General features: G+C 67.4%; 9 protein-coding genes. 4 read left to right on the top strand and 5 right to left on the bottom strand.

Annotation, left to right across the window (positions count from 1 at the left end; translation table 11 throughout):
• Positions 1-40: 40 nt before the first annotated feature.
• The 3 genes from gltX (at position 41) to ACU0DV_RS13795 (ending at position 5439) form a co-directional block, all read left to right on the top strand.
• Complete coding sequence (gene gltX, locus ACU0DV_RS13805; RefSeq protein WP_446241647.1) at positions 41-1360, top strand: glutamate--tRNA ligase; 1320 nt, start codon at positions 41-43, stop codon at positions 1358-1360.
• Positions 1361-1523: 163 nt separating this feature from the next.
• On the top strand, positions 1524-4367 hold the full coding sequence (gcvP, locus tag ACU0DV_RS13800) for an aminomethyl-transferring glycine dehydrogenase (protein ID WP_446241646.1): 2844 nt from the start codon (positions 1524-1526) through the stop codon (positions 4365-4367).
• Positions 4368-4497: 130 nt separating this feature from the next.
• Positions 4498-5439 carry an NAD(P)-dependent oxidoreductase gene (locus ACU0DV_RS13795; RefSeq protein WP_446241645.1) on the top strand — a complete coding sequence of 314 codons (942 nt, stop codon included), beginning with the start codon at positions 4498-4500 and terminating at the stop codon, positions 5437-5439.
• On the opposite strand, the gene ACU0DV_RS13790 is transcribed toward ACU0DV_RS13795, so the two are convergent.
• From ACU0DV_RS13790 to ACU0DV_RS13770, 5 genes are all read right to left on the bottom strand, one after another.
• Positions 5426-6892, bottom strand: coding sequence for a UdgX family uracil-DNA binding protein (locus ACU0DV_RS13790; protein ID WP_446241644.1), 1467 nt, complete (start codon positions 6890-6892; stop codon positions 5426-5428). The genes ACU0DV_RS13795 and ACU0DV_RS13790 overlap by 14 nt on opposite strands.
• Position 6893: 1 nt before the next feature.
• Positions 6894-8129 carry a putative DNA modification/repair radical SAM protein gene (locus ACU0DV_RS13785; protein WP_446241643.1) on the bottom strand — a complete coding sequence of 412 codons (1236 nt, stop codon included), beginning with the start codon at positions 8127-8129 and terminating at the stop codon, positions 6894-6896.
• A gap of 81 nt (positions 8130-8210) precedes the next feature.
• On the bottom strand, positions 8211-9095 hold the full coding sequence (locus ACU0DV_RS13780) for an inositol monophosphatase family protein (protein WP_446241642.1): 885 nt from the start codon (positions 9093-9095) through the stop codon (positions 8211-8213).
• A 136-nt stretch (positions 9096-9231) separates the two neighbouring features.
• A complete protein-coding gene (locus ACU0DV_RS13775; protein WP_446241641.1) occupies positions 9232-11748 on the bottom strand; it encodes an ABC transporter permease in 2517 nt (838 codons plus the stop codon).
• A complete protein-coding gene (locus tag ACU0DV_RS13770; RefSeq protein ID WP_100928631.1) occupies positions 11745-12440 on the bottom strand; it encodes an ABC transporter ATP-binding protein in 696 nt (231 codons plus the stop codon). Before ACU0DV_RS13770 ends, ACU0DV_RS13775 begins: the two co-directional genes overlap by 4 nt.
• A 15-nt stretch (positions 12441-12455) precedes the next feature.
• Between ACU0DV_RS13770 and ACU0DV_RS13765 the strand changes: the two genes are divergently transcribed.
• Positions 12456-13133 carry an arylesterase gene (locus ACU0DV_RS13765; protein WP_370311484.1) on the top strand — a complete coding sequence of 226 codons (678 nt, stop codon included), beginning with the start codon at positions 12456-12458 and terminating at the stop codon, positions 13131-13133.
• The last annotated feature ends 13 nt before the right edge of the window (positions 13134-13146 follow it).

Genomic DNA, 13146 nt, shown 5'->3' with positions numbered 1-13146 from the left:
TTTGTGTGAAAACACCGCGCCTCGTCAGGAGGCACCCATCATGACCGTCACCCGTTTCGCGCCCTCGCCCACCGGCTACATCCACGTCGGCAACTTGCGCACCGCCCTGTTCAACTTTCTGATCGCCCGCAAGAGCGGCGGCACCTTCGTCCTGCGGATCGACGACACCGATCCGGAGCGCTCGAAAGAGGCCTACGTCGACGCGCTGAAGCAGGACCTCGAATGGCTGGGGATCACCTGGGACCGGATCGAGCGCCAGTCGCTGCGGCTGGACCGCTATGCCGAGGCCGCCGACAAGCTGCGCGAGATGGGCCGTTTCTACGAGGCATGGGAAACCCCGACCGAGCTGGACCTGAAGCGCAAGAAGCAGCTCAACATGGGCAAGCCGCCGGTCTACGACCGCGCGGCCCTGGCGCTGTCGGACGACGAGAAGGCGAAGATGCGGGCCGAGCGGGGCGACGGTGTCTGGCGCTTCAAGCTGATCCAGGAGCGGATCGAGTGGGAAGACGGCATCCTCGGCCCGATCTCCATCGACGCGGCGTCGGTGTCCGATCCGGTGCTGATCCGGGCCGACGGTCAGGTGCTGTATACCATCGCCTCCGTGGTCGATGACATGGAGATGGGGATCACCCACGTTGTGCGCGGCAACGACCACGTCACCAACACCGCGACGCAGATCCAGATCATCGAGGCGCTCGGTGGCACGCCGCCGTCCTTTGCGCACCACTCGCTGCTGACCGGCCCGCAGGGCGAGGCGCTGTCCAAGCGGCTGGGCACGCTGGCGCTGCGCGACCTGCGCGAGGCGGGCGTGGAGCCGGAAGCGCTGCTGTCGCTGATGGCGCGCCTCGGGTCGTCGCAGCCCGTTGAGCTGCGCATGTCGATGGACGAGATCGCGGAGGGTTTCGACCTGTCACAGTTCGGCTCCGCGCCGACGAAGTTCGACGTCGAGGACCTGTACCCGCTGACCGCCAGGAAGATGCACGCGCTGCCGTTCGAGGCGGTGGCCGACGAGGTGCGCGCGCTGGGTGTGCCCGACGACAAGGCAGAGCTGTTCTGGCAGGTCGTGCGCGAGAACATCACCACCCGCAAGGACATGCCGGGCTGGTGGGCGCTGTTCCGCGACGGGGCCACGCCGCTGGTGGCCGACGAGGACAAGGACTTCGTCGCGCAGGCCTTTGGCATGCTGGGCGAACCGCCCTACGGTCCCGAGACCTGGAGCCAGTGGACCGGCGCCGTGAAGGAGGCCACCGGCCGCAAGGGCAAGGGCCTGTTCATGCCGTTGCGCAAGGCCGTCACGGGTCTGGAGCGCGGGCCGGAAATGGCTGACGTGATGCAGCTTTTGCAGAAGCGTCCGGGCTAAGACTTTCGGATGAATTTCTCCGCCGCAGGGCCTGTAAGTCCCTGCGGCGACTATGCTAGGTTTCCTATCGGAAACGCCCGAGTCCTGCGGGACTCCGGCGTCGCGACACATGGGGCGGGCGCAGGGAGCGCGCCGTCCCGCAAGACGCGGATGGAGACGACGCATGACCTACGATCCGATCGACTACCTGCCTTACGACTTCGCCAACCGGCGCCATATCGGCCCTTCGCCGGAAGAGATGGCGCAGATGTTCTCGGCCCTGGGTATCGACGACCTGGACCAGCTTATCGCCGAGACGGTGCCCGAGGACATCCGCTGGGATGGTGAACTGGACTTCGGCAAGGCGCTGTCGGAACGCGAGCTGATCCACCGCATGCGCGAGGTCGCGCAGAAGAACAAGGTGCTGACCTCGCTGATCGGTCAGGGTTACCACGGCACGATCACGCCCCCGGCGATCCAGCGCAACATCCTGGAGAACCCGGCGTGGTACACGGCTTACACGCCCTACCAGCCCGAGATATCGCAGGGCCGGCTCGAGGCGCTCCTGAACTTCCAGACGATGATCTGCGACCTGACCGGGCTCGAGATCGCCAACGCCTCGCTTCTGGACGAGGCGACCGCCTGCGCCGAGGCGATGACCATGGCGCAGCGCGTGGCGAAGTCGAAGGCGCAGACCTTCTTCGTCGACGAGAACTGCCACCCGCAGAACATCGCGGTGATGAAGACCCGGGCCGAACCGCTGGGCATCGAGGTCGTCGTCGGCGCGCCGGAGGATCTGGAAGCCGACAAGGTGTTCGGCGCGATCTTCCAGTACCCGGGCACCTTTGGCCACGTGCGCGACCTGACCGACCAGATGGCCGCCCTGCATGAGGCGCAGGCCGTGGGCATCGTCAGCGCCGATCCGATGGCGCTCTGCCTGCTGAAGGAGCCGGCGGCCATGGGTGCCGACATCGCCGTGGGGTCGACCCAGCGGTTCGGCGTGCCCGTGGGCTATGGCGGCCCGCACGCCGCCTACATGGCCTGCAAGGACGACATGAAGCGCGCGATGCCCGGTCGGATCGTCGGGGTGTCGGTGGACAGCCACGGCAACCGCGCCTACCGCCTGTCGCTGCAGACCCGGGAACAGCACATCCGCCGCGAGAAGGCGACGTCGAACGTCTGCACCGCGCAGGCCTTGCTGGCGGTCATGGCCTCGTTCTACGCGGTTTTCCACGGGCCCAAGGGCCTGCGCGCCATCGCCCAGCGGATCCACCGCAAGACGGTGCGGATGGTGAAAGGCCTGGAAGCCGCGGGCTTCAAGGTGGAGCCCGACGTCTACTTCGACACGGTGACGGTGGACGTGGGTCTCCTGCAGCGCGGCGTCCTGCAGGCGGCGGTCCAGCAGGGCCTGAACCTGCGCCGGGTCGGCAAGACCAAGGTGGGCATCACGCTGGACGAACGCACCCGCCCGCAGACCATCGAAGCCGTCTGGCGGGCCTTCGGCCTTGTCCGCAAGGATGACCCTGCAGAATCCGAATACCGCCTGCCGGAGGACTTGGTGCGCACGACGCCCTACCTTCAGCACGAGGTCTTCCACATGAACCGGGCGGAGACCGAGATGATGCGCTACATGCGCCGTCTTGCCGACCGCGACCTCGCTCTGGACCGCGCGATGATCCCGCTCGGCTCCTGCACCATGAAGCTGAACGCGGCGGTCGAGATGATGCCGGTGTCTTGGCGCGAATTCTCGATGATCCACCCCTATGCGCCCAAGGATCAGGCGAAGGGGTATTCGGAACTGATCGGCGATCTCAGCGACAAGCTGTGCCAGATCACCGGCTACGACGCGATCTCCATGCAGCCGAACTCCGGCGCGCAGGGGGAATACGCTGGCCTGCTGACGATCCGCGACTGGCAGCGCGCGCGGGGCGAAGGGCAGCGCAACGTCTGCCTGATCCCGGTCAACGCGCATGGCACCAACCCGGCCTCGGCCCAGATGGTCGGCTGGAAGGTCGTCGCGGTGAAATGCGACGCCAAGGGCTCCATCGACCTCGACGATTTCCGCGCCAAGGCGGAAAAGCACTCCGACGCGCTGGCGGCCTGCATGATCACCTACCCCTCCACCCACGGCGTGTTCGAGCGCACGGTGAAGGAGGTCTGCGCGATCACCCATGAGCACGGCGGGCAGGTCTACATCGACGGGGCGAACATGAACGCCATGGTCGGCCTGTCGCGGCCCGGCGATCTGGGCGGCGACGTGAGCCACCTGAACCTGCACAAGACCTTCTGCATTCCGCATGGCGGCGGCGGCCCCGGCATGGGTCCGATCGGCGTGAAGGCGCACCTCGCGCCGCATCTGCCGGGCGATCCGAACGGCGGCAATGGCGCGGTCAGCGCGGCGGCCTTCGGTTCGCCGTCGCTGCTGCCGATCTCATGGGCGTATTGCCTGATGATGGGCGGCAAGGGCCTGACGCAGGCGACGCGCGTCGCGATCCTGAACGCGAACTACATCGCCAAACGGCTGGATGGCGCCTTCGACGTGCTTTACCGCGGCGACAAGGGTCGGGTCGCGCATGAGTGCATCCTCGACGTCCGCCCGTTCGAGAAGAGCGCCGGCGTGACGGTGGAGGATATTGCCAAGCGCCTCGTCGATGCCGGGTTCCACGCGCCGACGATGAGCTGGCCGGTGGCCGGGACGCTGATGGTGGAGCCCACGGAGTCGGAGACCAAGGCCGAGCTCGACCGCTTCTGCGACGCGATGCTGGCGATCCGCGAGGAGATCCGCGCCATCGAGAACGGCGACATCGACCGCGACATGAACCCGCTGAAGATGGCTCCGCACACGATGGAGGACCTCGTCCGCGACTGGGACCGGCCTTACACGCGCGAACAGGGTTGCTTCCCGCCGGGGGCTTTCCGGGTCGACAAGTACTGGCCGCCGGTCAACCGCGTCGACAACGTCTATGGCGACCGCCACCTGATCTGCACCTGCCCGCCGATGGAAGAGATCGCCGAGGCGGCGGAGTAGACTGCAGGAAAATGCAGGCCCGGTGTCGGCGCGGCTTTACGCGCCGGCCCCGGGCGGATCACAGTGAGACACGGGAATCGGCCGGGTCGGGAACACATCCCGGCCCGGTTCTTCGATGGGGGGTCTCAGCTTGAAAGTCGGGTTCATCGGTCTGGGCAATGTCGGCGGCAAGCTGGCGGGCAGCCTTTTGCGCAACGGCATCGACCTCTTGGTGCACGATCTGGACGCGGACCTTGTCGAGGGGTTCGTGGCGCGTGGCGCCGAGGCCGGAGAAGACCCGGCCGCGATGATGCGCGCCTGCGACGTGGTCATCACCTGCCTGCCTTCGCCCGCCGCGTCAGACGCCGTGGTCACGCAGATGATCCCGCACATGGGGCCGGGCAAGACCTGGATGGAGATGTCGACCACCGATGCCGACGAGGTCATCCGCCTTGGCGCGCTGGTTGCGGCCACGGGCGGGCTGGCGGTGGAATGCCCGGTCTCCGGCGGCTGCCACCGGGCGGACACCGGCAACATCTCGATCTTCGCGGGAGGAGAGCGCGCGGGGGTGGAGCATGTTTTGCCGCTGCTCAGGCACCTCGGGCGGCGCATCCTGCATACCGGACCGTTGGGATCGGCGTCGAAGCTGAAGGTGATGACCAACTACCTTGCGACGGTGAACCTGCTGTCGCTGTGCGAGGCGCTGACCACGATGAAGGCGGCGGGGATCGACCTCGCCACGACCTACGAGGCGATCCGCATCAGCTCCGGCACGTCCTTCGTGCACGAAACCGAAAGCCAGCTGATCCTGTCAGGGTCGCGTGATGTGAACTTCACCATGGACCTCGTGCAGAAGGACATCGGCCTGTTCCAGAAGCTCGCCGACCAGGGCGGTGTGCCGCTGGAGATCTCGCCGCTCATCATCGACATCATGTCCGACGGGCAGCGGCGCTATGGGATGCGTGCGCAGTCCGACCGGATCATCGAGCGGCTGGAAGAGGCGACAGGCCTCAGCATTCTCGCCGAAGGGTTCCCGACCGAACTGGTGGACACGGAACCGGAGGAACCGGGGTACGAGGTCACGCGCGGCTAGCCGGAGACCCTGCGAGCCGGTCAGGCGCGTCCCCGGCCAGCCAGCGGGCCGCAAGTGCGAGGTCGGTCTGGAACCGGGTCGTTTCCTCAGCGCGCAGCCTGTCGTCCGGCAGGCGCAGGATGTAGCTTGGATGCACGGTGACGAGGATCGGCGTGCCCTCCGGCGTCTGTTCGAACCGGCCGCGGCGCTTCAGCAGGCCCTCGCGCGATCCGGTCAGGCTTTCCAGCGCGGTGCCGCCCATGGCCACGATCAGCCGCGGCGCAACGCGCTGGATTTCCAGGTCGAGCCACCACTTGCAGTGCGCGATCTCGTCCCTGTCCGGGTTCTGGTGCAATCGCCGCTTGCCGCGCGGCCGGAACTTGAAGTGTTTCACCGCATTGGTGACAAACGCCTCCTGCCGCCGGATGCCGTTCACCTGCAGCGCCGTGTCGAACACCTGTCCCGCGGGCCCCGTGAACGGACGCCCGGTCAGATCCTCGGTATCGCCGGGCTGTTCGCCGACGAACATCAGTGCGGCATCCTCCGGCCCCTCGCCTGCGACCGGCTGCGTGGCATGTTCCCACAGCGGGCAGCGGCGACAGCCCTTCAGCGCGGTGAGAAACGCGTCCTGGGAGGCGAGTTTTGCCGCCTGTTCGGCGCGCAGCCGGTCGAGGATCGGCGCAGCGCGTGCCGGGGCCAGCGTCGGCGCATTGGCCGCCATCTCTGCCGCGCGGGCGTCGGCCTGCGCCAGAAGCTCGGGGATCAGCTGCGCTTCGGGCATGTTCTTCCAGTACTTCTTGGGCATCTCCGCCTGCATGGCCTTCGGCTTCACCCGCGCCGGGTTGAAAATCGACCGGAAGTAGGTCCGCCAAAGGTCCTCGGTCGCATCCTCGGGGAAGGGCGGTTTCGGCGCGCCCTCCGCATAGGTCAGGTCACCGTCAAAATGCGCGGTCAGATCCGGTGTGTAGATCGACCAGTCCATGTCCCCGAACCGCCTGGCAAAGAACGGCGCCGTGGGTTCGAGGATGAAATGCGTGGGCTCGAACCATGCGGCAAAGGCGCGGCGGTTGGCGCGCGGGACGCCCAGTTCGCGGAAGCGCACGAAGGCGGTCATCTTGTGCTTGTCGCGCGAGACCTCCTTTGCCATGGCGTTCAGCCGCTCGACCCGCGGATCTGCGCGGTCCTCCAGCAGGTGTCTGTCGGTCTGAAGGGCAAGCAGCATGGCATAGAGCCGCGCGAACCGCTGGGGGTCGCGGTGCCAGACGGCCAGCTTCGCCAGAGGCAGAAAGGCTTTCGGGACGGTGATCTGGCCCTTTGCCTTGGGCAAAGGCGTGTCGCCGCCGAACAGGTCGCCCTCCTGCGCCCCGTGCGACCAGAGGATGCCCTCCGGCGGAGTTCCGGCAGACAGAAGTGCACGGGCGGCATCGCGCCACGCGTCGAAGGTCCCGATCCGGGGCAGGGTGACGCTGTGCATCTCAGAACAGCGATAGCTGCGTGGGCGGCGGCGCAAAGCGGGCCCGCAGGTCGGCGGTGTCGGTCAGCGTGCGCGGCGTCCAGTCGAGCGCATGGATGAAAGGCTTCGCGTTCTTCAGGTTGGCCCCCATGCGCCTGAGGTCGTCGTAGCGCAGGGTGCGGTGGCGGCGCGCGTTCAGGATGCGGCCCACGGTCTTTGTCCCGAACCCCGGCACCCGCAACAGCACCTCGCGCGGGGCGCGGTTGACGTCCACCGGGAAGACATGGCGATTGGCCAACGCCCAGGCCAGCTTTGGGTCGATCTGCAGGTCGAGGTTGCCGTCCACCCGGTTGGCGGTGATCTCGGACACATCGAAGCCGTAGAACCGCATCAGCCAGTCGGCCTGGTACAGGCGGTGCTCCCGGATCAGCGGCGGTTTGATCAGGGGCAGCTTCGCGGCGGCGTCCGGGATCGGTGAAAAGGCCGAGTAATAGACCCGCTTCAGCCGGTAGGAACTGTAGAGCCGGGTGGAGCTTTGCAGGATGGTCGCATCGCTTGCCCCGTCCGCGCCGACGATCATCTGGGTCGACTGCCCGGCTGGGGCGAACCTGGGCGCGCGGCGTCCGGTGTGGGTGCGCTCGTTGGCGGTTTCCTTCAGCACGCGCACATCGGCCATGGCGCGGCGGATCTGGTCGGGGTCCTTCTCCGGCGCGTAGTCCTTCACCGCGCGGTCGGTCGGCAGTTCGACGTTGATCGACAGGCGGTCGGCGTGAAGCCCGGCCTCCTCGATCAGCTTCGGATCGGCGTCGGGAATGGTCTTGAGGTGGATGTAGCCGCGGAAATGGTGATCCATCCGCAGCCCGCGCGCAATGCGCACCATGTCCGCCATGGTGTCATCGGGCGACCGGATGATCCCGGACGACAGGAACAGGCCCTCTATGTAGTTGCGGCGGTAGAACTCCAGCGTCAGGTGGATGACCTCTTCCGGCGAAAAGCGCGCCCGCTCGACGTTGCTGCTGACTCGGTTCACGCAATAGGCGCAGTCATAGATGCAGAAGTTGGTCATCAGGATCTTGAGCAGGCTGATGCACCGCCCGTCCGGAGCATAGGCGTGGCAGATGCCCGACCCGGTGGTGCTGCCGATGCCCTTGCCATCGCGGGAATCGCGCTTCTGCCCCCCGCTCGACGCGCAGGAGGCATCGTATTTCGCAGCGTCCGACAGGATCGCCAGTTTCTGATCGAGCGTTTTTCCAGCCATGATGTTCATCATACGTTCACCTCTTGAGGTGAACAAGATGGGAACATTCACGGCTGCGTCATGGCCTCTGGCCGGAGGGCGTTACGCCTCTGCGTCGCTCGCCGGATCCAGGAGGAAGTCGAACAGGTCCCGCACCCGGCCCCATGTCGCCGCATCGCTGGCCGCGAGGAAATAGCCGGTCTTCACGTCGGCGCGATACTCGGACCCGTCCAGCATCGCCACATGCGCGCCCGCCTGTTTCATGACGATGGCGCCCGGCGGCTGGTCCCATGCCGTCAGCTTCGAGAACAGGACAAAATCGGCATGCCCCTGCGCGATCATCCGCGCCTCGTGACAGGCGCAGCGCAGAGAATTCACCCGGGCAAAGCGGGTCATGGCCGCCGCCATCTGACCACGCTTCTCCGCAGGGATCAGCGACAGGGGCACGAAGCCCACGAGGTCCTCGATGGCGCCCCCGTCAGAGGTCGACACTTCCCGCCGCAGGCCGCGCGGCATCTGCAGCACCGCCGGATTCTCCGAATCGGCGAGGATGAAGTCGTTGACCACCGGGTCGTACAGCAGGCCGAAGACGGGAACCCCGAAGCGCAGCGCCGACAGCATCACTCCGAAAAGCGGCAGGCCCTTGGCATAGTTCCAGGTCCCGTCCACCGGATCGATGGTAAAGCACAGCTCCGCGTCCTTGATCCGGTCAAGGATTTCCGGATGCTCGGAGGCGTATTCCTCCCCCACCACAAGAGCATGCGGAAACATGCCCTGCAGGCCGCGCGCGATCATCTCCTCGGCGGCCTTGTCGGCCTCCGTCACGAGGTCCTGCGCGCCCGTCTTCTCCGCCACCTGGTGGGCCGAGAGCCTGCGGAACCTGGGCATGATCTCCGTCCGGGCGGCCCGGCGGATCAGGTTGATGATCTGGGAACGCTGCGCCGGGGTGAACGGCGCGGTGATGGGCATCGGAAGCGTGTCGGTCATCTCAACATCTCTTTCTGCGGTCGCATTCAGACCTGCCAGCCCCCGTGCCCGGGTTCAAGTGCCGGAAGGGCGGAAGGCCTGCTTCATCTTGGCCAAAATACCTAAGGAGCGCTCCGGAAGAGCGGGGGCGACCCCTTCATTCGCTGGCCCGGAGCACCGCGGCGGGGCGCACCGACAGAGGGCGCCAGGCAAAGATCAGCCCGGCCACCAAGGTCGCCAGCACGCCGCCCGTCACCACTGCCAGCGCGTTCGGCCAGACCACGGCGAAATCCGCCTCCATCACGAAGGTCATGATCGCCCAGCCGCCCAGGATGCCCGCCGCCAGTGCCACAAGCCCCGCGGCCCCGCCCAGCAGCGCGGAGCGCAGGGCAAAGCTTTGGAGGATGCGCCTGCGCGATGCGCCCAGCGTCTTCAGCACGGCGCTTTCGTAGGTGCGCGCCGTCTCTCCCGCCGCCGCCGCGCCGATCAGCACGAGGAAGCCGGTCAGCAAGGTCGCAGCGGCTCCCCATCGGATCGCCGCGCCGACGCTTTCCAGCAGTTCCGTCACCCGGGCGATGGCGTCACGGATACGGATGGCGGTGATATTGGGATAGGCGTCTGCCACGTCGCGCAGGATCGCCGCTTCGGCCTCTTCCGCCGCGTAGACGGTGGAGATGAAGGTATGCGGCGCGGACTCCACCGCCGCGGGGTTCATCGTCAGGACAAAGCCGATCCCGGCGGTGGAGAAGTCGACCTCCCGGAAAGAGGTGATCGTCGCGTCGATGTCGCGGCCGAGGATGTTGATCGTGATGGCGTCCCCCAGGCTGAGGCCGATCTCCTCGGCCTCTTCGGCGGCAAAGCTGACCTGTGGCGGCCCGCTGTAATCCTCCGGCCACCACGTTCCGGCTGTGACCGTCGTGCGGGAGTCCGGCTGCGCGGCATAGGTGATGCCCCGGTCGCCGCGCACCACCCAGTGCCCGCCGGCCACTTCGCGCGCGGGGCGGCCGTTGATCCGCGTGATGACGCCGCGCATCATCGGCGCACTGTCGACGCGGCTGACCGCCGGATCGTTCTCCACCCGGTCGAGGAAGCCGGGCATCTGGTCCTTCTGGATATCGACGAAGAAGTAGGACGGCGCGCGGTCCGGCAGTTCCCGCTGGATCGCGGTGCGCAGGTTGCCGTCGATCTGCCCGATGGCGGCCAGCACCGCCAGCCCGAGGCCCAGCGACAGCACCACGGCCGACGCGCTTTCGCGCGGCCCGCCGATGCTGCCCAGAGCCCAACGCAGCGCAGGGCGGCCCCTTGCGGCGCGTGTGCTGCCGCGCGCGGCGGCGCGGATCAGCAGGGCGGCACCAGACAGCAGGATCAGCGAGCCCAGGATGCCGCCCGCCGTCCAGAGCGTCAGTTCCGGACTGCCGGAGAACAGCGCCGCCGCCAGAACCAGCACCGCCAGCAGCACGCCCGTGGCGATCACGTAGCGGCGTGCCGGGAAGACACGCGCGCTGCCCAGTGCGTCGCGGAACAGGGTTGCGGCCCGCACCTCCTCGGCCCGGGCCAGCGGCCAGAGCGTGAAGAGCGCGGCGGTCAGAACGCCATAGAGGGCGGCCTCAAGCAGCGGGGCGGGGTAGAGGGTGAAGACCGTGGGGATCGGCAGGGCGTTCTGGATGATCGGCGCGAAGAGCAGCGGCACCGCAGCCCCCAGCACGAGACCCATGGCGATGCCCAGCAGGGACAGCGCGCCGATCTGGAGGAAGTAGGTCAGGAAGATCGTCTGCCGGGTCGCGCCCAGCGTTCTCAGCGTCGCGATGACCGATGTCTTCTGCGCAAGGTAGGCCCGCACGGCGGCAGAGACACCGATGCCCCCTACCGCCAGACCTGACAACCCAACCAGCACGAGGAACCGCCCCAGCCTGTCGATGAAGCGGGACACGCCCGGTGCGCCGGTCCGCGCATCGCGCCAGCGCATGCCGTTTTCCTCGAAACGTCCCAGCGCGTCGGCGGCGACCGTGTCGAGGTCGGCCTCGTCGGGCAGATCGAGCCGGTACTCGGTTTCATAAAGGGACCCCGGCGCCAGCAATCCGCTGCCGTCGAGGTCGCTTGTCGCGACGATTGTCCGGGGTCCGAGGCCAAAGCCGTCGCCCGCGTCGTCCGGTTCGGTCACGATGGTGGCGCGCAGGGTGAATTCGCCGTCGCCCAGCCGGAAGGTGTCGCCGGGCGCCAGCCCCAGCCGGTCGGCCAGAACCCGTGCCATGATGCCGCCGCGGTCGGCCAGCGCCGCGTCGACCGGCATGGCGGGCTCCAGCACCAGTTCGCCCAGCAGGGGATAGGCGTCGTCCACGGACTTCACCTGCGTCAGGGCCCGGTCGGTGTCGTCCTCGCGCGGCACCGTGGCCATGGAGCGGAAGTCCGTCACCTCCGACACGCGGTCGGCGACGCTGTCCATCCACGCCAGTTCCTCGTCGGTGGCGAAGCGGTAGGTCAGCTTTACCTGTGCGTCGCCGCCCAGAAGGATCGCCCCCTGGTCGGTCAGCCCGGCCTCGATGGCGGATCGGACGGAGCCGACGCCAGAGATTGCGGCCACACCCAGCGCGAGGCAGGCCAGAAAGATCCGGAAGCCCGACAATCCTCCGCGCAGTTCCCGCCGGGCAAAGCGGGCGGCCGTGCGCAGGCTCATTCGGCTGCCCTCGCCGCCTGTTCAGGGTCGATGCGTCCGTCGCGCAGATGGATCGTCCGGTCGCAGAGCGCTGCAAGCTCGGGCGCGTGGGTGACAAGCACCAGTGTCGCCCCGTGTTCGCGCGACAGGCCGAACAGCAGGTCGGTGATCGCCTGCCCGTTCGCGCCGTCGAGATTGCCGGTGGGTTCGTCCGCCAGCAGGATGCGCGGCTCCGGCGCCAATGCGCGGGCCAGGGCCACCCGCTGCTGCTCGCCGCCCGACATCTGCGCCGGGTAGTGATCGGCGCGGTGGCCGAGACCGACCTTGTCGAGCATCTCGGCCGCCTTGTCGAAGGCCGCCCGGTTACCGGCCAGCTCCAGCGGCGTCGCCACGTTCTCGAGCGCGGTCATGGTGGGGATCAGGTGGAAGCGCTGGAAGACCACGCCGAGGTTGCCCTGCCGGAAACGTGCAAGCTGATCCTCGTCCATCGCCGTCAGGTCCTGTCCCAGCGCCGTTACGGTACCGGCGGTCGCCTTCTCCAGCCCGCCCATGATCATCAGCAGGGAGGACTTGCCCGATCCGGACGGCCCCACGAGGCCGAGCGTCTCGCCCTCCGGTATGTCGAGCGTGATGCCGTGCAGGATTTCGACCATCCCGGCATTGCCCCTGAGGCTCAGGGTGACATCTTGGAGGGAGAGGACGGGTGATGACATAAGGAGCGCTCCACGATGTTTCCGAAATTGACATATGGTGTGCTGTGCGGGTGCAGCAAGGTTGCGGCCCTTGCGCTATGGGCCGGGACGCAGCCTGTTGCAGCCTCCGCAGAGACGATTCACCTGCTCGCTTTGGGCGACAGCCTGACGCAAGGGTATGGCCTGATGGAAGAGGAAGGGTTTGTTCCGCAACTGCGCGACTGGCTGACGGAGAACGGGCATGACGTGCGTGTGGTCAACGGTGGCGTGTCCGGCGACACCTCTGCCGGGGGGCTGTCGCGGGTGGAATGGTCCCTGACGCCCGAGATCGAGGGGATGATCGTGACCTTCGGCGGCAACGACCTTCTGCGCGGCATCGACCCGGCGGTGACTCGCGCGAATGTGAAGGGAATCCTTGAGGTCGCCGAGGAAAACGATGTCGAAGTTCTGCTGATCGGCATGCAGGCGCCGGGCAATTACGGGGCGACCTACAAGGCGGATTTCGACGCCCTCTACCCCGAACTGGCGGAGGAATACGGCACGCTTTACCTCGACAGTTTCTTTGCCGGGCTGATGGAGGACGGTGAGGTGCCGGAGGACCGGTCCGCGGTCATGCAGGCGGACGGCATTCATCCCAACGCGGATGGGGTGAAGCGGATCGTCGACGTGGTTGGGCCGAAAGTGGAGGAGTTGATCGCGCGGATCGGGTCGTGAATCAGTGCCGGGC

Source organism: Sagittula sp. (assembly GCF_052825245.1).
The sequence above is the reverse complement of the archived record's forward strand: the minus strand, read 5'-3'. Positions and strand labels throughout refer to the sequence as shown.